This window comes from Vibrio breoganii, assembly GCF_024346795.1.
GTDB classification, from domain to species: domain Bacteria; phylum Pseudomonadota; class Gammaproteobacteria; order Enterobacterales; family Vibrionaceae; genus Vibrio; species Vibrio breoganii.
Window position 1 is genome coordinate 1,592,268 of sequence record NZ_AP024864.1, and the last position, 21,639, is coordinate 1,613,906.

Annotated in this window: 22 protein-coding genes and 1 pseudogene; 13 read left to right on the forward strand and 10 right to left on the reverse strand. The window is 42.9% G+C overall.

The genetic code is table 11. From position 1 onward, the window contains the following. Nucleotides 1-147: 147 nt before the first annotated feature. The 7 genes from OCU35_RS07450 to OCU35_RS07480 all read left to right on the forward strand — a co-directional run bounded on the left by OCU35_RS07450 (nucleotide 148) and on the right by OCU35_RS07480 (nucleotide 6,060). Nucleotides 148-1,239, forward strand: a complete 1,092-nt coding sequence (locus tag OCU35_RS07450) for a calcium:proton antiporter (protein WP_102329464.1) — start codon at nucleotides 148-150, stop codon at nucleotides 1,237-1,239. Between the two features lie 64 nt (nucleotides 1,240-1,303). Continuing rightward, nucleotides 1,304-1,954 carry a DedA family protein gene (locus tag OCU35_RS07455; protein WP_102329463.1) on the forward strand — a complete coding sequence of 217 codons (651 nt, stop codon included), beginning with the start codon at nucleotides 1,304-1,306 and terminating at the stop codon, nucleotides 1,952-1,954. Nucleotides 1,955-1,972: 18 nt separating this feature from the next. Further along, nucleotides 1,973-2,371, forward strand: coding sequence for a magnesium transporter MgtE N-terminal domain-containing protein (locus OCU35_RS07460; RefSeq protein WP_261825097.1), 399 nt, complete (start codon nucleotides 1,973-1,975; stop codon nucleotides 2,369-2,371). A gap of 234 nt (nucleotides 2,372-2,605) precedes the next feature. Further along, the gene (locus OCU35_RS07465) at nucleotides 2,606-3,364 is read left to right on the forward strand and encodes a magnesium transporter (RefSeq protein WP_261825098.1); all 759 of its coding nucleotides are present in this window, start codon (nucleotides 2,606-2,608) and stop codon (nucleotides 3,362-3,364) included. A 25-nt stretch (nucleotides 3,365-3,389) separates the two neighbouring features. Then, on the forward strand, nucleotides 3,390-4,040 hold the full coding sequence (locus OCU35_RS07470; protein ID WP_102427590.1) for a MarC family NAAT transporter: 651 nt from the start codon (nucleotides 3,390-3,392) through the stop codon (nucleotides 4,038-4,040). Nucleotides 4,041-4,193: 153 nt separating this feature from the next. Beyond that, entirely contained in the window at nucleotides 4,194-4,871 is a 678-nt protein-coding gene (locus tag OCU35_RS07475) for a hypothetical protein (RefSeq protein WP_102377255.1), read from the forward strand. Between the two features lie 256 nt (nucleotides 4,872-5,127). After that, the gene (locus tag OCU35_RS07480; protein ID WP_065599781.1) at nucleotides 5,128-6,060 is read left to right on the forward strand and encodes a LysR family transcriptional regulator; all 933 of its coding nucleotides are present in this window, start codon (nucleotides 5,128-5,130) and stop codon (nucleotides 6,058-6,060) included. Between the two features lie 25 nt (nucleotides 6,061-6,085). Here OCU35_RS07480 and OCU35_RS07485 read toward each other — a convergent pair whose 3' ends face one another. Genes OCU35_RS07485 through OCU35_RS07495 form a run of 3 tightly spaced genes read right to left on the reverse strand, consistent with a single transcriptional unit; the run spans nucleotide 6,086 to nucleotide 9,183 of the window. Beyond that, entirely contained in the window at nucleotides 6,086-7,876 is a 1,791-nt protein-coding gene (locus OCU35_RS07485) for a mechanosensitive ion channel family protein (RefSeq protein ID WP_102321572.1), read from the reverse strand. Between the two features lie 5 nt (nucleotides 7,877-7,881). Next, nucleotides 7,882-8,097 (reverse strand): hypothetical protein, encoded by a 216-nt coding sequence (locus OCU35_RS07490; RefSeq protein ID WP_133126254.1) that lies wholly within the window; start codon nucleotides 8,095-8,097, stop codon nucleotides 7,882-7,884. A 45-nt stretch (nucleotides 8,098-8,142) separates the two neighbouring features. Continuing rightward, complete coding sequence (locus tag OCU35_RS07495) at nucleotides 8,143-9,183, reverse strand: alpha/beta hydrolase (protein ID WP_261825099.1); 1,041 nt, start codon at nucleotides 9,181-9,183, stop codon at nucleotides 8,143-8,145. A gap of 571 nt (nucleotides 9,184-9,754) precedes the next feature. Here OCU35_RS07495 and OCU35_RS07500 point away from each other — a divergent pair. Then, a complete protein-coding gene (locus tag OCU35_RS07500) occupies nucleotides 9,755-10,075 on the forward strand; it encodes an NGG1p interacting factor NIF3 (RefSeq protein ID WP_261825100.1) in 321 nt (106 codons plus the stop codon). 140 nt (nucleotides 10,076-10,215) lie between these two features. On the opposite strand, the gene OCU35_RS07505 is transcribed toward OCU35_RS07500, so the two are convergent. Both OCU35_RS07505 and OCU35_RS07510 read right to left on the reverse strand, forming a co-directional pair. Further along, on the reverse strand, nucleotides 10,216-11,973 hold the full coding sequence (locus tag OCU35_RS07505) for an alkyl sulfatase dimerization domain-containing protein (RefSeq protein WP_102329445.1): 1,758 nt from the start codon (nucleotides 11,971-11,973) through the stop codon (nucleotides 10,216-10,218). A gap of 122 nt (nucleotides 11,974-12,095) precedes the next feature. Continuing rightward, a complete protein-coding gene (locus OCU35_RS07510) occupies nucleotides 12,096-12,809 on the reverse strand; it encodes a YrhK family protein (RefSeq protein WP_102443954.1) in 714 nt (237 codons plus the stop codon). Between the two features lie 322 nt (nucleotides 12,810-13,131). On the opposite strand from OCU35_RS07510, the gene OCU35_RS07515 reads away from it, so the two are divergent. Next, complete coding sequence (locus OCU35_RS07515) at nucleotides 13,132-14,256, forward strand: fatty acid desaturase (protein WP_261825101.1); 1,125 nt, start codon at nucleotides 13,132-13,134, stop codon at nucleotides 14,254-14,256. A gap of 71 nt (nucleotides 14,257-14,327) precedes the next feature. Here the strand turns inward: OCU35_RS07515 and OCU35_RS07520 are convergent, their stop codons facing one another. Then, the gene (locus OCU35_RS07520; protein WP_017030768.1) at nucleotides 14,328-15,317 is read right to left on the reverse strand and encodes a 2-hydroxyacid dehydrogenase; all 990 of its coding nucleotides are present in this window, start codon (nucleotides 15,315-15,317) and stop codon (nucleotides 14,328-14,330) included. A gap of 134 nt (nucleotides 15,318-15,451) precedes the next feature. Further along, nucleotides 15,452-16,252, reverse strand: coding sequence for a PhzF family phenazine biosynthesis protein (locus OCU35_RS07525; protein WP_017030250.1), 801 nt, complete (start codon nucleotides 16,250-16,252; stop codon nucleotides 15,452-15,454). Nucleotides 16,253-16,487: 235 nt separating this feature from the next. Here OCU35_RS07525 and OCU35_RS07530 point away from each other — a divergent pair, with 235 nt between their 5' ends. After that, nucleotides 16,488-17,087: a GTP-binding protein gene (locus tag OCU35_RS07530; protein ID WP_102483783.1), complete on the forward strand. Its 600-nt coding sequence runs from the start codon at nucleotides 16,488-16,490 to the stop codon at nucleotides 17,085-17,087. 87 nt (nucleotides 17,088-17,174) lie between these two features. Next, nucleotides 17,175-17,381, forward strand: a complete 207-nt coding sequence (locus tag OCU35_RS07535) for a hypothetical protein (RefSeq protein ID WP_017030771.1) — start codon at nucleotides 17,175-17,177, stop codon at nucleotides 17,379-17,381. 72 nt (nucleotides 17,382-17,453) lie between these two features. On the opposite strand, the gene OCU35_RS07540 is transcribed toward OCU35_RS07535, so the two are convergent. After that, on the reverse strand, nucleotides 17,454-17,711 hold the full coding sequence (locus OCU35_RS07540; protein WP_198597093.1) for a YdcH family protein: 258 nt from the start codon (nucleotides 17,709-17,711) through the stop codon (nucleotides 17,454-17,456). A gap of 171 nt (nucleotides 17,712-17,882) precedes the next feature. On the opposite strand from OCU35_RS07540, the pseudogene OCU35_RS07545 reads away from it, so the two are divergent. Further along, nucleotides 17,883-18,551, forward strand: a pseudogene (locus tag OCU35_RS07545) (NADPH-dependent FMN reductase). 61 nt (nucleotides 18,552-18,612) lie between these two features. Here OCU35_RS07545 and OCU35_RS07550 read toward each other — a convergent pair. Beyond that, nucleotides 18,613-19,047, reverse strand: coding sequence for a GNAT family N-acetyltransferase (locus OCU35_RS07550; protein ID WP_102446531.1), 435 nt, complete (start codon nucleotides 19,045-19,047; stop codon nucleotides 18,613-18,615). A 286-nt stretch (nucleotides 19,048-19,333) separates the two neighbouring features. On the opposite strand from OCU35_RS07550, the gene OCU35_RS07555 reads away from it, so the two are divergent. Continuing rightward, a complete protein-coding gene (locus tag OCU35_RS07555; protein ID WP_261825102.1) occupies nucleotides 19,334-21,268 on the forward strand; it encodes a hypothetical protein in 1,935 nt (644 codons plus the stop codon). A gap of 29 nt (nucleotides 21,269-21,297) precedes the next feature. Here OCU35_RS07555 and OCU35_RS07560 read toward each other — a convergent pair whose 3' ends face one another. Beyond that, nucleotides 21,298-21,639, reverse strand: a complete 342-nt coding sequence (locus OCU35_RS07560; RefSeq protein WP_017030776.1) for a thioredoxin family protein — start codon at nucleotides 21,637-21,639, stop codon at nucleotides 21,298-21,300.

The following is a 21,639-nucleotide window of genomic DNA, read 5'->3' on the forward strand; positions in this document are numbered from 1 at the left end:
TGAATTTCTTTAATTCATGGGCTGAACAAGTTCTGCCCTTTACTCTACACCCATCAACTACTGCAGGGGAATCAGTAGCTAAATTTTACCCACACTTTCTCGTTAAAGGATGATAACGAGCCATTGTGATCAGCTAAAAGGCTCACCATGCTCAAGCTATTCAAACAAGAATATACGATGCTCATTGGCATCATCGCGATACTCTTTTTCAAACTCATAGGCGACAACTTACTTGGCAGTGGTCTATCTGCTATCCCATATGCTCTTATCACTGGTGTGTTGTTTTATGTGGTAATGACCGCGATCTTTGCGGTTGTTCGTCACTCAGATGCCTTAGCTATCAAGCTTGGTGACCCATATGGAACCTTGATTTTAACTTTATCTGTAGTATTGCTCGAAGTGATCATGGTGTCGTCAGTCATGCTAACGGGTGAGTCAAACCCAGTCCTAGCGCGGGATACCATGTTTGCAGTTGTAATGGCCGTTCTTAATGGCTTTGTGGGTATTACTTTGCTGATTGGTGGCCTTAAATATCACACTCAGAAATACAATCTAGACGGCATCAAAGCATATCTAGTCGCCATTATTCCATTGGCAACCCTATGTTTGGTTCTACCCAACTTCACTAGTGTTGATGCTCTGGGCAACATGTCACTAGGTTTAACTTGGACGCTGGTATTGGCTTCAGTGGCGCTGTATGGCGTTTTCCTGTTTGTGCAAACTCGCAGTCATACGCACTTCTTTATTGACGCTGACAACCAAGATGATCACGAACATCACGGTCCTCTGCAGAGCAATGGTTTTCATACCATTATGCTCGTCAGCTATCTACTAGTAGTGATCTTACTGGCGAAGAGCCTCGCGCTCCCTATTAATGATGGCATTAGTGAAATGGGTGCACCTGCTGCGCTAGGTGGCTTGATTGTTGCCTTGATCATTCTCGCTCCTGAAGCTGTGGGTGCAGTTAAAGCTGCGTTTACCAACCAACTGCAAAGAGCAATGAATCTATTCTTTGGCTCTGTATTGGCTACCATCGCCCTAACCGTACCTGCAGTTTTGCTTATTTCAGGAGTGATGAATGAACCAATACGCCTTGGTTTAGACCCTGCCGAGATGGTGCTACTAGGTGCAACATTGTTAATGACAAGCGTTAGCTTTAGTAGCGGGCGAACCAACTCTCTCAACGGTGCTACTCACCTCGTTTTATTCTTCGCATACATCATCTTGATGTTCGATTAATCACACGCACTTATCACTCTGGTTGGCTAGCTCCAACCGGAGTCCACTTTACTTGGAGTTCACTATGCAAGAGATTCTATCGGCCATCTGGGTGCAAGACTTTGACGCACTGATGGAAATTAACTCGCTACATGTGTTGCTACTATTGCTTGGCATGGTGCTGTTTCTTGAATCCAGCTTTGTTTTTCTGCCTCTACCTGGTGATGGACTTGTTCTATTTGTTGGAGGACTCGTCGGTATTGGTGCGATTGAATTTACCGATGCATTGATATTGCTAACCATCGCCTCCTTTATGGGAAGTATTGTTGCCTATCTTCAGGGACGTTGGCTGCAAGGCACTAGATTCATGCGTAAGGCAGAAAAAACCTTACCTAATGAGTCCTTGCCCAAAGCCAAACGCTTACTCGATAAATACGGTTTCCTTTCACTATTTGCCTCTCGCTTCATTCCGTTTGTACGCGTTTTGACGCCCATGTTAATGGGGATGGCAAGATTGAGCCTATTTCGAACAGTGATCATTAGTTTCACCAGTTCAGTAACTTGGGTGTTCTCTTTGTTATTAGCTGGAAAGTGGTTTATGAGGCACCCCTTTGTAGTGGAGTATCAAGAACTCATCACCAAATGGTTTCTAGTCGGCAGTTTCCTACTGATGTCCACTGCATTTATCGCATTGATTATTCGCTTTGCGACCGCCAAATCTGCCCCTCAGCAGTAAAAAAGGAGCGATTTCATTATGACGATAACAACTCTGCCACTGCAATCGCTCGAAGAGGACAATCTCTACGTGCAAATACTTGCCTGCGTTGATATCCAAGATGCTCATTGGCTAAAGGAGAACTTGGTTAATGCAAATCCATTGGCCATTCCTGCAGCCCTGAAGCAACTGACAGAGAACCAGCGAGTTTTAACCTGGGAGCTTCTTTCGAGCGTTGCACCTGATGTCGCCGCCAATTTGTTAGATCACTACAGCGACACAGAAATGCGAACGATAGTCGAGGGACTTTCGGCCATGCATATTCAAAGCATATTTCAATATCTCCGCTCTCCGGATCGCAGGATGTTGATAAATCATTTTCCAACACAAAAGCAAGAACAGCTTACAGAGGCCCTGCCCTCCACATGGCAAGTATAGGAGAAAGCGGCACTCATTTACGATCCAAGCTCTGCAGGTGGCATTTGCAAGAGCGAGATACTTAAGCTCCCAGCCACTGCAACGGTTTCAAAACTCAGTAACCTTCTTGCTGACAATGAGCATAGTTATGAATACCAAGAGTGGCGTTACGTCTATTTGTACAACAATGATGGTTGCTACATCGGAGGAATAAAGCTCAAAGATGTGTTCAGTCTGCCTTACGGAAGCAGGCTTATGGACCATATAGATACGTCTTTGCCTGTAGCTCAACCAGAGATGGATCTACGTGCCATAAAAAGCATTTTAGATACCAGCGCGCACCCTATCGTACCTGTGGTAGATAAGCAGGGTTTACAAATTGGTGTCGTGGGCTTTAAGCAATTGAATGAAGCATTGTACAGGCAGTCTGAACAGCAGTTGCTTGAGCAATCGGGGGTATTTGGTGGTGATGAGAATCGCAGCATGCCTACGATGAAACGTAACCTTAGACGCCTAACGTTTTTATTGCCTTCCGTCATGCTTAGCTATGCAGCCGTCTCTATCATCGCTCAGTTTGAATTCATTATTGCTCAGTACGCATTACTGGCTGCAATTTTACCTCTGGTTGCAAACCTATCCGGAGCCGCCGGAAATCAAGCGGTCGCAGTGTCCATTAGAGAACTTTCCACGGGCAGTTTGTCACCTAAAGATGTGCTGTTTGTAGCCTTTAAAGAACTGCCTATCGGTATCGTCAATGGTGTTCTTATAGGGTCGATATTAGCAGTTCTTGCCTATCTCACTCATGGTACTGAACAGTTAGCGCTTCCGGCACTTATTGCGGTTTCATATGTGATCTCATCAATCCTAGCGGTGGTGATTGGCGGAACCTTGCCGCTTATTCTTAAGCGTTTCAACCTTGATCCAGCAATGCTGTCGAGCCCCGTGCTTACCACACTAACAGATGCCATCTCATTCTTTAGTGTGCTCTATCTTGCTCAATTATTTTTGCTTTAAACCTCTACACTCATAGGATCTAATTATGAACATAGAAACACTACTCACCTACCTCAGTCTTACCGTATTGGGTTTATTACCCATAATGAACCCACCCGCAGCGGCTACCGTGCTGCTGGGCCTTAGCAAAGGTCGCGATAAAAGCTACATAGTGGATCAAGCTAAAAGTGTCGGGATCTATCTGTTTGTCGCTCTTTGCATCACCTTTTTTATTGGTGCTTCGGTATTAGAGCTATTTAATATCTCCATTCCAAGCTTGCGTCTTGGTGGCGGCATTATCATTGTTGCTATTGGTTTTAACATGCTCTTTCCGAAACAAGAAAGCAGTAGCACTACTCCAGGTCAAGATTCCATAGCATTGGTGCCACTCACTATCCCGTCACTTTGCGGCCCAGGTACTATGGCGTTGATCATTAGCCTTGCTGCAGAACTCGCTATTCACGGTGACGAATTGCACATGCCAAGCGTTTACGGTGGTGTCATTAGTGGTTTTGCGGTTGTTGCCGGTATTGCAGCTTTTACCCTAAGCATGGCATACCCTCTTCTTAGAGCCCTTGGTCAAAATGGCATTAATGCATTTACCCGCATTATGGGCTTCTTGCTCATTTGTATGGGTGTACAGTTTTTCACAGTTGGTATTGAAGAAATAGTAGTTGAAATAAATAGGCTTATTTAATTCCATTCTAAAAAACAACAGCCAATTAATAAAAATCAACTGTTACCCTAAATACACCCTAATCAATGCAAATATGAATCGCTGTAATTCGTAGGATGACTTCATATTTGCAATTAAAATAGCTATCGAATTAAACAATAAAGTGGTTTAAAAATGAAATTTAATAAAACAACTCTTCTGTTAGCATCATTCATCGTTTCACCTGCAGTTATTGCTTCAAGTAATGTAGATTTCTCAAATACCAATGAGCATTACACAGGGTTTAGTCTAGAGTATGGAAGTGACGACTTCGGACTAGGAGTACAATACTCGACACCTATCAATAAAGAATTGAGCTTTTTATCCGCTTATAGCACAAGCAAAAACTTCGATGCTCATGACTTTAAAATTGGGCTAGAGACCTCGAATGGCTTAGGTGTAACGTTTGAATATGAATACGATGCCGACTTTAGGTCAGACGGTCTTCGATCTAATGACTACGAACTAAGCCTATACAAAACCTCACCAATTAATAACCATCTGACACTGACACCAGAGCTGTCTGTTGGCAACTTTGAGCAGCAACAAATGAGTAGCAGCGTCTATTACACCACCGCTTCTCTCGATATAACCTATGAAATCAATAATAATATTTGGCTTGGCGTAACGCCGGAATATACTTACAGCTTAGGCAAGGTAAAAGAAAAGAATGGTAATCAGTCAAAAATAAGAGAGTGGGATTACACTGCATCTGTGGGGTATCAAATTAGTGGTGTAGGAGCGTTTATTTATAGCTACCAATATGACGATGGTGATAATTTATCATTATTCTCATATAAGCACGCATTCTAAATAACTTCAAAGCTGCCCTAATACGGCAGCTTTTTTTATATTATATTCGTATATTACTCCCTCCTCTCATTTGTATATAAGCCTTTCTTCACTTTCGAACCTATCTTTAGGTTGACCTACGGCTAATCGAATCAACATCAATGTGATTTAATGCAACACTATTCGGTTTTATGACAATAAGTAGTTGATCATTAGCACATTTCACATAGTCTATAACAGTACATCTTATTAGATTCTCTGTACCCAAGGACTAGAAATGAAAGAGCTTCGCGACTTAGACCTAAACCTTTTAAAACTTTTACAGGCGGTGGTTGAGACCCGTAACACCCATCATGCAGCTGACAAACTTGGCATTTCACAAACCAGTGTCAGTCGTGGTATGGCAAAGCTCAGAGAAACCTTTGGAGACCAACTCTTCATAAGAAAAGCGCACGGCATAGAGCCGTCAGAGTTAGCAGAAAAACTAGCAGAAGCTGCTGATGAAATGTTTACACCATTAGTAAAAGTCGTTGAGTCATACCGAAATTTCGAGCCTGAGCAATTCACTGGTGAAGTCAGTATCGCGATGAACATATTCTTTTTAGAGCTCTATGGGGATGGCATTTTCACCGCCCTTAGAGAAGTAATGCCTAATGCCAAGTTCAAGATGTCATATTGGCAAGAGCAAAGCCTAACAGAACTATTAAATGGTGATATAGATTACGTACTTCATTTTGCACTGTTTCCACTACCACAACAAATTTATCAGCACAAACTGAAAGACGTAAAAATGAGTTTAATAGCGCGAAGCAATCATCCCATACTCAGCCAATCAAGTGAATGGGAAGATATTAATCAATTGCCTGTTACTCGCGTCTTGATCGACGGGATAACGTCTAAACGCTCAGGCGTTGAAGAATTGTATTTGGCCAAAGGGTATGAAGCAGATGTGGTACTAACAACACACAGTGTTAGTGTACTGCTTAATAAACTTAAACATTCTGACGCTTTAGCGTTTGGCAGTACATTTATGACTGAAAACGAGCCTGGCCTCAGCAGTTATCCTCTTCCTCCAATGCCAAAAGAAATGCGTCAAATTCAAATAAACGGTGGCTACCTGCAATCAAAAAGAGGCTTTCCATTGAATCAACTTCTACATCAAACGATACAAAGTTACTTTGATAGTGTCACACAACCAGAAAAGCAGTAGCTCTTAGAGCTACTGCTTCAATTGTCTATTTTGGACGAACTGCTGAGGTTTTAGCAGGGTACATAATGGTGTCTTTGATTTCGTACTTGTATTCAAAGCTGAAATCCGGGAATGGGAATGCTTGCTGTTCATGCCATGCGGCAACAGCCTCCGTAGCTTTTTGTCTCTGCTCTGCATTTCCGCTACTTAGCTTGTCAATTAGCTGATATTGGGTCGAGTGAGCTATCTTAGCCCCTACGGCTTCAACCTGTGCTAGAGCAGAAAATAAAACGTCTTCTTGGACTGCCATAAATTCTTCATTATCTCGGCAGCTTATGTAGGCCATCATATTGAGATTAATTGAATAATCTCCAATCCCCATCAATCTTACGCGAACAGGTTCGGCCTCAATCATTGGGTGCTGTAGCAACAACCTTCGAATGTTAACGATAAGTACTCGTAATTGCTCTATTGAGATCTCGGACCGAAGTCTAAGGACATGTTCCATCCGACGTTTATCTCGTCGTTCAAGATTATCAATCTCCATATTAGCAAATTCAGAATTTGGTATCGTAATCAAAGAGCGCTCTAAGGTTCTGATCCTTGTCGAGCGTAAACCAATGCTCTCTATGGTGCCGAGCTTTTGCCCATAACGGCATAGTTCACCAATCTTGATGCCACCATCCGCGTACAGGGTCAGGCCATTAATCACATTTTCAAGTACAGGGCGAATCGCCAATGCGACAGCTAAACCACCCACACCTAAACCAGCCAGTATCGGTGAAATAGAAAATCCCAAAAATTCAATAATGTAGATGCCAAATACAGCAATCGTTAAGCCACCAAAAATTCGTGCAAGTACGATAATTAACGAAGAATCTACATGTTTTCCGTTGTGCTTTTTAAACACGTATAGTTCTGCAAAATAGTTGAAAATTGCCATAATCAACCAAGAGAAAAAGAAGGCCTGAGCAAACAAGAACGCGGTCGAGAAAAACTGATACACACCACCAGTTATCCATATACCATCGTCAATCAGTCTTCTCGTAATGAACAAAAAGATAACAATGCCAATGAGAGACAACAGACGTCCAATTCGCCACTTAAGCCCTTTAATTTCCCAGCGAAGATTCCAGCGTTCTCCTAGCATAAAACTGATCTTTATCATCGTTTTACATAAAGCAAGAATCCCAATAAGTGCGACCCACTGCCACAAAGGCAAAGGACCATGAAGGTGATGAAACTCTTTTGGCAGGGAATAGATAAATTGTTTTGAAAACAATGGACCAGGGCTTAGCAAAAACTCCTGATAATAGTCTTCACGATCTGTGTTGGCATAAGGAAGTACTGACATGGTTCGGTACCATCTCGATAACCCTTGGATCGTTGCTGAGCTGAACATGAACTGATCCGCCTTTTCACCCGTTATTTGACGCGCGATGACTATATCTGTATTGGCAAAACGCCATTGCATCAAGCCATGTTCAATTGTTGTTACCTTATCAGGCGCTCGAAGGTGGACATCCGTGTCAATGCGGTCAAGCAACTCTCTCAGTAGTATGATCTTCTCCATTACAACCACAGTTCTATTGCGGTTTGTAAGTGAAGATAAATCCATCGTCCTTATCGCTTGGGCATAAGCGTTTTGAGCCTCAGGCAAATATAGAGTTTCATCTTTCCAATGTTGGATAACTATGTCACTGGCAAGCATAAAACTCGACAGCGTGTGGCTTGGGCTAGAAGTGTTAGCAAGTTCCAGTCCAGCGTGTGCCTTCCTTACTCCGCTGAACAATACTAACCCGATAAACAGTAATAGAGCGTAAGGACGTAAAGACACAATAATTAATACCTCTTAGGCTGAGAAAAGTGTTTTTCGTTAGAGCTTTGTCCTCGGTTTTTTTCTTGTGGTATTGATACACGACACACCTTATTTAACGGGTCTATTATCGGCTCTAATGAATAACCATGGTCATACAAAGAGTTACGGTTTGAATAGTAGTAGCTTGCTTGAAATAAGGTTGATAACGAATGTAATGCTGCTCGGATATCTGTTTTCATCAGTGTCTCCACGAATAAAGAAGACACGTCCCTGTGACTCACAAATTAGTTGATGTGTTTATTGAAAAATTGTCCTAACTCTTTGATAGCATCATCAGATTCTGGCATATCAATAATTAAGCCATTCATGTAATCACCATGTGATTGACCATCATAAATATGCAGCTCAGATTCAACATCAGCGGCACGCAACACTCGGTGCATTCTCACCGTATCGCTAAGAAGAAGATCTCGAGTTCCAGAAATCAAAATGGTCGGTGGAAACGATTCATTCTCTGCATATACTGGAGAAATAAGAGGGTTATCTAAGGCCTCGCCCGGTGCATATACTTCAAATGTTCCATCAATTAGTCCCTCTCTTTGACCAAGAGGATCGAGGCCCCTTAAGGTATTCCAAGAGTCTGAGGTGTGTTTAAGATCAACGGCTGGGGTGCCGACAAACAATGCACCTGGTAAAGGTAAATCAAGCTCCTGCAGTTTCAGTGTTGTTGCCAATGTTAGGTTGCCACCCGCTGAGCTGCCAAAGATAGCCGTTGACTCAGCGGCTTGAGTTTTGGTGAGTTCTTTCCAAACCGCAACCGCATCATCAATGGCTGCTGGGAACGGATGCAAAGGAGGCTGACGATAATCTACCGATATCACCTTTGCGCCCAAGCCATTGGCTACCCAAATGGCCTCTCGCAAAGCCGACTCTCCACCACCAAACACAAATGCACCGCCGTGAATATGTACAAGGTACTTATCTTTATATTCTTCTGATACCGTTTTAGGCGTGACAATAAACGTGTCCACGCCGGCAAACTTCCTTGATTCGTATGTCACTTCAAGGCGCTCCGCCGCTTCAACTGCTATAGCAATTCCCGGCGCATCAAACATCACCTGAAGATCAAGCCAGTCTTGCTGGGTTTTAGGGGCTGGTATTGCAGGTGCAACAACTCGGTTTTCAAGTAGCTCAGCAAATTCTACCGAAATACCTGCGGGCGTCGGTATCGTGCGCTCATCCAAAGCAATGTTAGCCAACGCAGAAAAGCTGGACATACCTAGTAGTAAACCTGAAATAGTAGTGCCCAATAGTTTTGATTTCATAATGACCTCTGATAAATGTTTTTTGCCTTGTTGGCTACGGGAGTCATTATTGATTTAATCTTATTTGTTGACGATGAATTAGAGAAATTCATTCTGCAGTATCACATATGCCAATTATGAATTTCTTTAATTCATTCTCAATCAATGGATTATATGAGATAACATTGAAAACTAAACAAGAGGAGTAACTATGCGTTATTTACCAGCTGGATTGATATTTTTGGGATATTTAGCATTCTTTTTTACTGTAGTTTCAAGCCTAACCCATTAAATATATCAACAACGTCAAAGCAAGAGGCTTACAATTAATTAGCACCATAGTAATAATCTATAATAATCACATGGTAATACTTGATTAAAAGGCCCAAAGGTGAGGCACGGATGCCATCCCTTTATCATCAAAAATATCTAATCACCCTCCCCCTCGATTAACGTTTCTATTTCCCCCTACATAACATAATGTCCTGGCATCCAAAATCAGTCCATCACCCAATACCGAACTCCTATTCCTCTCGCACCTATTATTTGCCCTACAATCCTTTAATCATTTCCTATGCTGAAGGATTCTTCGATGAAAAAGATCATTTTCTTTGTTCCCATCAATAGCGCAGAAGAAGTCAAAAATGCCTTGTTTAATGCCGGTGCTGGAAAAATAGGAGACTACGACCGGTGCAGCTTTGAAACAGAAGGTCAGGGTCAGTTTCGCCCCTTAGTAGGTGCCAACCCTCATATCGGTACACATGGTGATGTGGAGCACGTTAGAGAACTAAAAGTCGAGTTAGTGTGTGATGATAGGTGTATCAGGCGAAGCCTTAAGGTGCTTCTAAACTCCCATCCTTATGAAGAGGTAGCTTTCGAGGTGTATCAAGTGATGGATTGGAAAACACTCTAAAGGAATCCGACTCAACATTTCCCAAGGCAGTCATAGTTGAGTTCAAAAGTTCATGGAAAATCTGACCGCTCTGAAAACAAAAAAGGTAAGGATGACTCTTAAGTCAATCCTTACCTTTATCATTGTTTATTGATATGACCTTAGTTAATCGTTAACGCTGTATCAAAATTAGCAAGGGTAGAATCCAATTGGTTAAATGACGTGTTGCCAAGAACAACCTCAGTCCACTGCTCATGGGACAAGGTCACCACTACTCCTGCGTTTAAGGAAGAACTGACTTGAATAATGCCATTTCTTAGTTCGATACCAAATACGGCATCACTGTCGCTCATTTTAAGATTAAATTGAGCACGCAGCCCCTCTGCCGCGCGGGTATCGACTAAATAGCGCAAATAATCCACATTGTACTCAATTGGCGAATTAGCCAATTTTTCTGCATCTATAGCACCTAATAACTGACTTAGTGTTTGGTAGTGGTCGATAGGTTGACCGCCTAAGTTAAGTTTGCCTTCATGTAAAAGTGCTTCAGAAATATAAAATCCTCTAGCATTTGCAGAGCTCGTACGTTGACCCAGAGCGCGAGCGGCATCGGCGCGAAGTTGTTTAGCGTCGGCGTTTTCTGGCTCAACTTCCAGTATTTGTGACGTTAAGTACAAAGACCACTGCCAACCTTTAATTGACTGCTTTTTATTTGACGATTGCACCATTTGAATTGCGCCTTCAACTCCACCAAGACTCGCTAGGTAAGTTTCTGCAAAATCACTGCTGCGCATTGGGTTTATGTCATAAATATCCCAACCGTTCCAACCAACAACACCGTTGTATACTTGCTTAACGTGGCTTTCTATTTGACCATAGGTTTCTTTGTCTTTTCTCATCTCAACAGGGAAATAGACAAACTCCGCAGCACCTTGAGCATCATTGCCCAAATTTATTGCCCTAATTGTCTGATCGTGGATCAATTGCATAGAATCACGAAATGCTTGAATCGATTTGATAGAAGATTCACGAGTAGTGTTTGCTGCTCCATGAATGTCTACATGATAATCGAAGTCATAAGACAGTACTAAGTCTGCAGCATCTACCAATCGAATTGGATCTCTGTATCTATCTCCTCGCAAGGTATACAAATTGAAAATACCACCATCTCCATTTATTGCATTGGTCACCATCAAGCTTTTTTCAGGGAAAAAATAGGCCACACTATCTGTTACATCAGTAGGGCTTGGTAAAACAATCACTTCTGTACCGGCGATTTGATGTGTCTCTATCTCATTATGGGTAAAGGTAATATCTGGTGATAGATAACCTTTTTCATCCGATAGTTTATCGATTGAGAACCCTAATTGATTTGGAAAGGCATCGGGACCTTGAGCGGGATGAAGCATGCCAAATTGAATAACCGCTCGTGCATTAAAGTTGCCAGATAATGCGCTCACCCCATTGTCAGCTAGTAAGTGTTTTTCCATCCACTCATGAGCATAGATTGTTGTATTTTCACTATGCCAAGCTGCAGAGCCCCACACATAATGCGAATGTGTATAGAGGATCGCCGTTACGTCTACTTTTTCGTTGAGCATTGCCTCCAAGGCAGCTCTTTGTTCTTTGGCAACGGTTAGGCTATCTCCAGAATCAATGATTATCCACCCTTCAGGAGCATGAACCGCGATAATATTGCCGATTCCCCATCCCGAGATTCGGTAAACGCCTTCTGTAATTTGGGTGACTTTCTTTGTTGCGACATCCCAATCACTATCAACAGTCGCAGCCGGTGGTGTCGTGATTGTTCCATCACTCAGTGTAATAGGCTGATAATTGAGTGAAAGGTTATATTGTTCAGCAGTGGCGAATAAAGATGTTGAAAGTAATAAAGTGCTTCCAATGATTTTCTTGTACATAAATAGCATCAACCTTTTTAATATGACATTAATAAGCAAATTGACCTGCTTACTCGTTGTCGCTATTAAGCCTTTATGAACAATTTATGTCGATGAATTAAAGAAAGTCATTTGTGGTGTATCTAGTGAGATGCACTTTCAATCTTACGCTGCATTAATAAATACGCACGCCAATAATTAAACATTCCACCCAGTAAAAACAACAGACTTCCAATCATATACTGCCATGCAAGAAAATTAAGAATGAGCAAGTGATCTACCTGAGATTCAAAGGCCCATAGATAAGGCACCGAGGCAATCGCATATAAAACTGAACCTACGATAAAGGTAATGGATGTGAGGTTCATTAGCTGTAATAGCTCTACCGACTCTGCACGTATGATCAAAAAAACATTGGTGGATGCGCCAAACACAAACAGTAGGCTTCCGATAATAAACAGCCACGCACTCACTAATGGATATCCTACCGCCTCAAATCCAAGCACTCGTCCCAATACAAAACACAGCGTCCCTAACATGTAAGTCGCTCCAGCAAAATACTCTAGCTTGTCTTGTCGATTGTGCGCGGTATGGTTTTTCCAGTAGCGCCGTATCTCAGCCATATCATGAACATTCACCACAAGATAAATCAGTGATGCAATGAGGAATATACCCCCCCCAATATGAGCATACTGAGCTTGATCTGGGAAAAAGAAATAACTGCCAATCACAAATAAAGCACCGCCAACCTTGTAGGCAATAGCATTGATGGTTTCCCAGCGAAATTGAGACGCTAGTTCCTTTTTGTTGGCCGTTAAATTCATGATACGTCGACGATTGGAAAAGACGTGAGGCATAGATACAGATCTCGACTGATTTGATTAAGTGCACTGAGTGAGTGGAGAACGCAAATAAGAAAAGATAAAGAACTCCTATAGGGGTTCATTCTATTTGCTATCGATGGGGTGACTAACTCTCCTGTGATGGACCTGGTCCTGCAGAGCGAGAATTTAGCTTTGTCATCCTTCAGTTTCAGAAAGAACTGGAAGGGTCTCTTAGAACATGCACACTCTTTTGCAACGTTTTGTTACCTCTGTGTGATCAAGCTGTTTGCTTTATAAACATAAGCTGATATTCTAGCGAACAGTTGTAAGCTGAAACTTAAAATATGGAGTAATTGTGAGCCCTCAACGTCCACCACTACTGTGGTTTAACATTTTTATATTTGTCTCTAGTCTGTTGTTAGCTGCTGTTGTTACGCCTTGGTATGCGTTTAATTATGGTTTGAGCTGGGCACATCTGATTTGGTTCGTTATTGCATTCAGCTTTACCAATCTATCCATTACTGCGGGCTACCATCGCCTGTGGAGTCACAAAACCTATCAAGCTAGCCCTATCCTTAAGGCTATCTTTGCCATTGGCGGCGCATTCTCTTTGCAAAATAGCGCTTTGCATTGGTCTTCGGATCATCGTGAGCATCACAAGCATGTTGACCACGATGTTAAAGACCCCTACTCGGCCTCACGTGGTTTTTGGTACTCACATATGGGCTGGATGCTACGTGATTACAACGAAGAGACTTACTCCGACTACCAAAACTGCCGCGACCTTAAAAAAGACAACATTGTCCAATGGCAGCACAAATATTACGGTCTGCTGGCTGTAGTGACTAACTTTGGATTTCCTATCTTATTGGGCGTACTGTACAACGACATCATCGGGATGTTCTTAGTTGTTGGAGCGGTAAGGCTTGTCTTAAGCCACCACACGACGTTCTTTATTAATTCTCTAGCGCACATTTGGGGTAAGCAAACCTTCACCAACAAAAACTCAGCGCGAGACAACGGTATTCTGGCATTTTTTACTTTTGGAGAGGGTTACCATAACTTCCACCATCTGTTTGAAAATGACTACCGCAATGGAATTAGCTGGTGGCACTACGACCCTACTAAGTGGTTAATTAAAGCGTGTTCGTGGGTGGGTTTGACTGAGAAACTGCGTGTTACGCCACAATTTAAGATTGAGAAAGCGCGTGCGACTATGATGCTGCAAAATGCCCATCAAAAACTCAATGAAATGGATGCAAGCCCATCACTCACTAATAAACTTGAACAAGAGTTTGAGTCTTTAATTGAAAGCATGCACGACTATTACGACAGTAAAGTGCACCTGCTGCAAAACAAGAAACAGCAGGTACTTAAGAGCCACGAGCTTGAAGTATTGAAAATCCGCCACCAGCAACTGAAAGAGCAATTTCAGTATCAGCAGCAAATGTGGATGGATAACGTAAAGCGTTTTGCGTAACTAATGAAATCGACAGGCTGAGACATCCTTAGCTTGTCGATTCACTTTTCTAACGCATACCGATCTCAGCTTTACAGAAAATTAGCGGTCCTTTCATTGGCACCAAAGCTGTCCACGTTTTCGAGAGTGGTCGAGGCAATGCTTTTTAAGGCATCGACGGTTAGAAAGGCTTGGTGTCCGGTAAAGATAACGTTGTGGCATGCAGACAAGCGACGAAACACGTCATCAATAATCACGTCATTAGATTTATCCTTAAAGAACAAATCCTTCTCCCCTTCATAAACATCCAAACCTAGGGCACCGATTTTCCCATTCTTCAACGCTTCTATTGCAGCATTAGAGTTAACCAGTTCGCCACGACTGGTGTTGATGATCATTACGCCATCCTTCATTTTGCTAAATGCCTCTTCATTCAGCAGATGAAAATTCTCTTTTGTCATCGGGCAGTGCAAAGAAATCACATCCGATTGCTTAAAGAGTGTATCTAAGTCGCAGTAATTAGCGCCAAGCTCCTTGGCCACGTCACTAGGATAAGGGTCAAAACACAGTATGTTCATTCCCAACCCTTTCAGAATTCGCATTGTTGCAAGGCCAATTTTCCCCGTACCTATGATCCCGGCAGTGCGTCCGTGGAAGTTAAAACCAACCAATCCTTCTAAGGAGAAGTTAGCATCACGAGTGCGTTGATAGGCTTTGTGAAAGCGCCTATTGAGTGTCATCATCAGACCAACCGCATGCTCAGCAATGGCCTCAGGTGAATAAGCGGGCACTCGGGCAACCTGAATACCTAGCGCTTTCGCTGAATCAAGATCAACGTTGTTAAAGCCCGCACAGCGCATAGCAATCATTTTCACTCCGCGCATAGCTAGCTGCTCCAGCACTGGCTTTGATAAATCGTCATTCACAAAAGCACAAACCACTTCACAGCCCTTGGCTAACTTCGCTGTTTTTTCAGTCAACTGAAAATCAAAGAAATGGTACTGAAAATCACGGTCTGCTTTGGCTACCGTAAATGCCTGTTCGTCATAAGACTTGGTACTGAAAAACGCTATATTGATCATTTCTAGTTCCTTAGGATACGCTTTTACTCAAAAGGTATACGGCTAACTGAGTACGCAATATCAGTAATGAGATAAATAGAGAAGAAAGAAGGATACGTGTTACCTCTATCTCTAACTGATGGCATCGTAGGTAATTAAACGAACATAACACCCTTAATGGTAGTGATCGCTTTTCCTATTAAAGTGGTTCGATTGCCGGGTAACAGCTTCATGTCAATGTACCCACCTCTAGCAGAGGCTTGATAGGCCTTAAGCTCAGTTTTTCCAAGCTTTTTGCCCCAATATAGGCTTAATGCGCAGTGATTAGATCCGGTTACTGGATCTTCTTCAATGCCCACCCACGGAGCAAAATATCGAGACAAGAAGTCTAGGTCCGACTTGTTAGAAGCTGAGGTAATCACGACCCCTCTCCCACTTAGTTTTTTCATCGCCGTAAAGTCAGGGGAAAGGCTCATCACAACCCGCTCATCGACGACCTCTATAAGTTGTTTAGAGTCAAAGATTGCTGATGAAAGGACATCATTATCTTTGAGCCCTAAAGCTTTCAATAATTGGGCATTTAGTGGCTGTTCGCTTGTCAAAGTTGCCGTTGGAAAATTAAGCTCGATATCAGTATCTGTGATTTTTGCACTCAAAGGGCCAGACAAGGTATTGAAGGTAATCAGATCCCCAACCTTTGCCTCTCCTGTTTCAGCCAATATATGGGCAACTGATAATGTTCCATGCCCACATAGCTTCACCTCAACTTCCGGTGTGAACCAACGAAGGTTCATATTCTCACGTGACAGAAAAGCCGTTTCTGAGACAGACATTTCTTTTGCAATTGATAGCATGAGTTCATCTGAAAGAGGCGTGTCTGTAATGCAGACTCCAGCAGGATTGCCTGTGAATGCCTCTGATGCAAAGGCGTCAACTTGGTAAATACTCAGTTCCATTTTCATCCTTGTTGAAATCTCTCATACACGATATCAGCTTGCCCCATTTTTACTCAACAGTCATTAGGGAAATCAAAGAACTCAGCCACGAGTGTAATGGCGAAGTTACTGATTTAAAGACGGTTATTTTGCATCGAAACGGATTAAACCTATTCACAATACAGTCTAATCAACTAGCAATACCCAGCGTTGTTCTCTACAGTAGAGTGACCAAATACTGAGAAAGGGAACTCTCATGTTAAAGCATTGCCTTGTGGCATTAGTTCTAGCTTTTAGCGCATTTACTAGCTTGGCTGAAGAAGCCGTGACCAAGCAACCGCAACCATTGATCAATGTTGACATGACTCTAGATTTAGATGGGATGGAGCAATATGCTGAGCAAGCAACACAGTCGCTAGAATCTATTTCTGACTCCCTACAAGCGATTGTCGATAACCCCAACTTGAGTGACGATCAGAAACAGGCTCTGGATAAAACCATCAATAGCGTCAATCAACTCACCTTATCGACGACTCAAACTCTGCGCGGCTTACCCGATGCCTTGGAGCAATCTCGAGTGGCCTTTAAACAAACCAGTCAAACGCTAATGGATGACCTTCAGTTCAAGTTAATAGTGGTGTTGTGTGCCATCGTTTTGGTGATTGTACTGGCTTTGGTGGCCATCTATCTATTGATCTTAAAACCAATGCAACAAACGCTGGTTCGAGCTACCGGAAATATATCCTCAATGGCTCAGTCTATACAGATCACCGCAGAAGCGCTTAAGGTCAGCACAGAAAAGCAGCAGCAGATTATGGATTTCATCGAAACCGCTGAAACAAAGCCTAAGGCGTAAAGGTATCGTGTATGAGTGTGCTAGAATCCCTTTCTCAATAAGGACTGCGTCAGCCAATTAGACCTTTCCTGCACCATGGAATTTACAATGAACTACACGAACTTGCAGCTTGACGAAACCGCACTCTCTATCGCAGAAGATCTACTTAGCGAATTAGAGTGCGACAATGGTTGGTTTAAGATGACCGCGCGCATCGCCGCACAGATAGATAGCCTATTGAAAGAGAACGGTTATACAGGGACGGTCGTTTGGTTTAGTGATGCTGACTTAATCGAGCACCAAATCGAATACTAAGTATCGAGTGGCATCGCTTAGGTAAATGGGACTCTAGCTCTAAGTAGCAGAGTCCTTTTTTATACCATACAGTTAGCTGGTGGCTTGTTGATGGTGCTTTGTCAGTTGTTGATATAGCTCGTCTTTGAGCTCCATGCGTTTTAGTTTTAGATCATGCATATTGCCGTCATCGATTGGGCTTCCTGATACCTCGAGCTCTCGGATGTCATAATCTAATTCATGGTACTTTTGCATAGCGGATTTGAACGTTGGATCGTCATGATTTAGCTGAACTATATCGAGTTTGAGTTCAGGAAAATCTAGGATAAAGGCGTGATTTTCATTGAGCATCGGCATCTCCTCTTAATTTAACTTCCCTCAGTATAGAACCAAGCTAATTGAAGAAATGTGGCACAGTACCCAAAGTTAGAAAAGGTGCCCAAAGTCAGAAAAGATGGGTTTCGCTGACAACATTCGATAACATAGCCGACTAAAAATCAGTATCAACAAGGATGAAAGACGTTGAATATCCTTATATTTTTGGGCTCTAGCCGTACCAGTGGACCGCCACGACCTAACCGACTGGGAGAGAGAGTGAGCCTTGCATGTTCACAGCTTTTAGATAAAGCCTTCCCCGGTAATAGCATAGAAATCATTGATCCATTAGATTAGGAAACCGGTGGAGTCTTTAAGCCGGAATTCGCCTACAGTCGAAAACAGGTTCCTCAAGACTTAGAAACGCTGGCCACTAAAATAAAGAATGCAGATGCCTATGTGATGGTGAGCCCCGAGTATAACCACTCTATGAGCCCTGCACTGGCGCACCTTTTAAATCACTTTGGCAGTTCACTCTTTTCTTTCAAGCCTAGCGCAATCGTCACTTATTCTGCGGGTCAATGGGGCGGCGCTAGAGCCGCAGTGTCTATGCGCACCTTTCTTTCAGAGTTGGGCTGCCTTCCCGTTTCTGCAATGGTTCATCTACCCTGTGCGCAAGATGTATTTGATGAAACAGGCCGCACCATCAACCCTGATGACCAGGCACAATGGGATGATTACTTGTACCGAACTTTAGCGCAATTGGTGTGGTGGGCGCAGGCAAGTCAACAGCAAAGAGAACAAGTTGACCCGTTAACCATCAGTAAGGCGTTTAAAGATTCTCCGTCGCAAAGAAATGCCCCAGCTAGAGACTAGTTAACCTGACTGCAGTGACCGCTTTAATGGCTACTCGCTCTAGAGTGCAACTGCAGTTTAGCTAGGTGATTGAAGCTCGGTATTGCATCTCAATTAACTGATGATCACCCACAACTTCGACCTGTTGGACAAACGAAAAGCCAAAGCGCTCGTAAAACTCTTTCAGGTATTCATGGGCGTGTATTTCAATGGAATCTATTCCTTGGTTATTCGCGTACTCAATCAAGGCCTCTACTATCTTACTCGCTAACCCACATCCTCTATATGCCTTCAATACCGCTACACGAGCCATTACAGATGCGCCACCTTGCTTTGGCGTCAGCCTAGCTGTGGCTACGAGATCATCATTATCCGTCATCAAAAGGTGATGGCTTGTCTCATCTAATCCATCTAAATCTAGCTCTCGTGGGATCCCCTGCTCTACAGTAAACACTTGATTACGAATAACTTGAGCCTTTCTGATAATCTCCGCGTCGCTTCCGATTATTACTTCCATTGTCTCTCACTTCTCCTATTTGTTTGTATTTCCTATACACCGGATACAGAAGCCATTTTAACCATTTTCTTATCAATTAGTTAGCGGGAGAAATCACACTCTCACCAGCGTAATACCCTCAGTAAACAACAGGTCGGATCTTATGCCGTTTGATGATTATTCGCGAGGATGTAGCTTGTAATTCACGTGTAACAGACTAAACCTTATAAGCGGTTCTCATCTACACCTACGAGACCAAGACGTATTCAGTGTCCCGTCTAGTTACTAGTGAACTAAGGGAAAAACTATGTCGAAAATTGTCATCATTTCGTTCATCACACTGCTTGTTTCGTTACTCCCTCATAGCGCACTTTCTATCACCACTTCGGAAAAAGAAAACCTCATTACCATTCGAAATCAGGTATTTGGTGGTAGTACATTAAATGCATCCCTCACTCAAACCACCCTCTCTGGCGAGACACCCCCCGTTTTCCCCTACCACCTCCACGATAGAGTGTTACTCACATGGCAAATCAAACCCAGTGAGATTGAACAATTTGCATCAGCCATAGAACTGCCACCCTATCTCAGTGTAAGTAAAGTATCGTCTCTCACTGAATCTAAGCTACATAGAAGGTTCGCCGCTTGGCTCAATAAACAGAATGGATCTTCTTTTAGCTTATTTTCACAACAGGACAAACACTATTACCTTATGGCTGATATTGCACAAACATCAGGGGCCGAGCAAGGGCTAAAGGTAGAATGGAAAACCTTTGTCACTGTTGCTGGTAGCACGCAAATCCAAGTGTATCGCTTTGCCTCATTTAAAGAGATACCTGGCAACGATCTGCTTGAATTGAACACCCTAACCCCTTCAGAAATCACACTAGATAAGCTTAAGGGCCGAATACGCTCATCCCTTATCTCAACTAGTGGGTATGTACTTGAATTAGATATCCCCATAGGCAGAAGTACCCAAGGTAAAACATTCAGTCAGGCGTATTTAGATGCGGCCGAGAATACCTTAGGGCCAAAAGGGGCTCAGACTCGCTACTACTATGACGGCAGTTCGGTTAGCGCTCGCTTGCACAAGGTTAAGATAAATAAAGCGACGGTAAGTTCGACCTTTCCTTGGTCCGAATATGCACATAACTTGGTGGAAGTGATTATTCCAAAGGACGATATGTCATTCATGGCGCAACCGGTCACAGTTAATGTCACGGTTCCATCTCCAGCATTAGGCCCTGCAGATTGTTACAATCCAATGATACCTAATTCTCTATCCAAACAATATGCGTGTCTAGTAGCATCCGCTTTTGGCGCTCCAGATATGGGGATACCACCTACACCACCGCAAAAAGTCTTTGAGAGCATGTTCGCCAATACGCCTCCCATGTATATACCTACCTTCTATTTTGCCCTGCAGGATCTCTATCAAGGGCTTTCTACCTTAGGGGGTATTTCGAAGCCAACTCTATTCTTCGAGTTAAAAACTGCGCCAAAAACTATCTTCATTAATTTTGAGATTAACCCAAATAAGGTCAAAGCATTTAAAAAGGCTTTTCTACCTTCGCACTTCAAACTGGCAAAGATGCGTTTCTATCCTGAGCAGAAAAAAGCGGTCTATGCGATATCTTTGAACTTGTATGAATCGCGCGGGGCCAATCTCAATGGGATACGAGCTGAGTGGTCCACTTACGTAATCAATCCCCTCGAGGACAACCCTAAACCTCGCTTTTCGGTCATAGAAGCACAGAGTAACGTTGGTGGTTTAGACCCTTTATACACATTACAACGCCTAAGAAATGGTGATGTGCCTCTTCCTTTTCGTATTGAATCTATCGAGAGTATCATTCAATCTCCAAACCCTACCTTAACCTATCAGTTTGCTGAAGAAACCGGCATTCAAGCTTACTTAATCAACAACGAACACAATAGCGAACTCAACATTGATATTGCTTATCCAACAAATTCTAATCAACTTTTCACCAAGCCACTAACATCATGGATGGAGGCGAATGATTATGTGTACTGGGGAGAAGTTGCGGAGATACTTAAGTATGACCGCCAAGTAATGTTTGCAGACTTAATGGTATTTGAGGCGACGGATAAGGATGTTATTCACGACACAACCTTTGCCGAATACGTCAAACCTAAACCTTTACCTATTGTTATTTGGCTGGGAGGTCAGAGTATCGCGTTGCAGCCTTGGGGAAACCTAGAGTCCATTGAACCAGAGTGATTCGGGGGCTAACTGAGCAGAGTACAAGGTTACTCATCAATAAGTGCTGTTAGCATTCGCACATCGTCAACAGAGGTGGGGCGCACGATTCTATCTACCTCTTGGCCCTCTTTAAGCAAGATTAACGTGGGCCAAAGCTTCACTGAAAACAGTCTGCCTAGTTTTTTACCCTTGCCATCAAAGATCTTAATATGAAGCTGAGGCGAGATCTCGTCTAGCGCCTGCTGAATAACGATTTCACCAGTTTGACAATGGGGACACCAAGGCGCGCCAAACTCTAAAAGAGCGTAGCCAGACAGAAACCTTACCTCCTCAATCGTTGGCGCAATTTCAGAGTACTCATGATTGTATCCGAGCTGAATGCCATTCAT

What these genes read in the sequence shown, in the direction of transcription:
- OCU35_RS07535 (WP_017030771.1), top strand. Translation starts at nt 17,175, where the DNA reads ATGAACTACACGAACTTGCAGCTTGACGAAACCGCACTCTCTATCGCA.
- OCU35_RS07460 (WP_261825097.1), top strand. Translation starts at nt 1,973, where the DNA reads ATGACGATAACAACTCTGCCACTGCAATCGCTCGAAGAGGACAATCTC.
- OCU35_RS07560 (WP_017030776.1), bottom strand. Translation starts at nt 21,639, where the DNA reads ATGAATGGCATTCAGCTCGGATACAATCATGAGTACTCTGAAATTGCG.
- OCU35_RS07495 (WP_261825099.1), bottom strand. Translation starts at nt 9,183, where the DNA reads ATGAAATCAAAACTATTGGGCACTACTATTTCAGGTTTACTACTAGGT.
- OCU35_RS07450 (WP_102329464.1), top strand. Translation starts at nt 148, where the DNA reads ATGCTCAAGCTATTCAAACAAGAATATACGATGCTCATTGGCATCATC.
- OCU35_RS07470 (WP_102427590.1), top strand. Translation starts at nt 3,390, where the DNA reads ATGAACATAGAAACACTACTCACCTACCTCAGTCTTACCGTATTGGGT.
- OCU35_RS07520 (WP_017030768.1), bottom strand. Translation starts at nt 15,317, where the DNA reads ATGATCAATATAGCGTTTTTCAGTACCAAGTCTTATGACGAACAGGCA.
- OCU35_RS07475 (WP_102377255.1), top strand. Translation starts at nt 4,194, where the DNA reads ATGAAATTTAATAAAACAACTCTTCTGTTAGCATCATTCATCGTTTCA.
- OCU35_RS07530 (WP_102483783.1), top strand. Translation starts at nt 16,488, where the DNA reads ATGTTAAAGCATTGCCTTGTGGCATTAGTTCTAGCTTTTAGCGCATTT.
- OCU35_RS07510 (WP_102443954.1), bottom strand. Translation starts at nt 12,809, where the DNA reads ATGCCTCACGTCTTTTCCAATCGTCGACGTATCATGAATTTAACGGCC.
- OCU35_RS07490 (WP_133126254.1), bottom strand. Translation starts at nt 8,097, where the DNA reads ATGAAAACAGATATCCGAGCAGCATTACATTCGTTATCAACCTTATTT.
- OCU35_RS07455 (WP_102329463.1), top strand. Translation starts at nt 1,304, where the DNA reads ATGCAAGAGATTCTATCGGCCATCTGGGTGCAAGACTTTGACGCACTG.
- OCU35_RS07505 (WP_102329445.1), bottom strand. Translation starts at nt 11,973, where the DNA reads ATGTACAAGAAAATCATTGGAAGCACTTTATTACTTTCAACATCTTTA.
- OCU35_RS07555 (WP_261825102.1), top strand. Translation starts at nt 19,334, where the DNA reads ATGTCGAAAATTGTCATCATTTCGTTCATCACACTGCTTGTTTCGTTA.
- OCU35_RS07540 (WP_198597093.1), bottom strand. Translation starts at nt 17,711, where the DNA reads ATGCTCAATGAAAATCACGCCTTTATCCTAGATTTTCCTGAACTCAAA.
- OCU35_RS07480 (WP_065599781.1), top strand. Translation starts at nt 5,128, where the DNA reads ATGAAAGAGCTTCGCGACTTAGACCTAAACCTTTTAAAACTTTTACAG.
- OCU35_RS07525 (WP_017030250.1), bottom strand. Translation starts at nt 16,252, where the DNA reads ATGGAACTGAGTATTTACCAAGTTGACGCCTTTGCATCAGAGGCATTC.
- OCU35_RS07500 (WP_261825100.1), top strand. Translation starts at nt 9,755, where the DNA reads ATGAAAAAGATCATTTTCTTTGTTCCCATCAATAGCGCAGAAGAAGTC.
- OCU35_RS07465 (WP_261825098.1), top strand. Translation starts at nt 2,606, where the DNA reads ATGGACCATATAGATACGTCTTTGCCTGTAGCTCAACCAGAGATGGAT.
- OCU35_RS07550 (WP_102446531.1), bottom strand. Translation starts at nt 19,047, where the DNA reads ATGGAAGTAATAATCGGAAGCGACGCGGAGATTATCAGAAAGGCTCAA.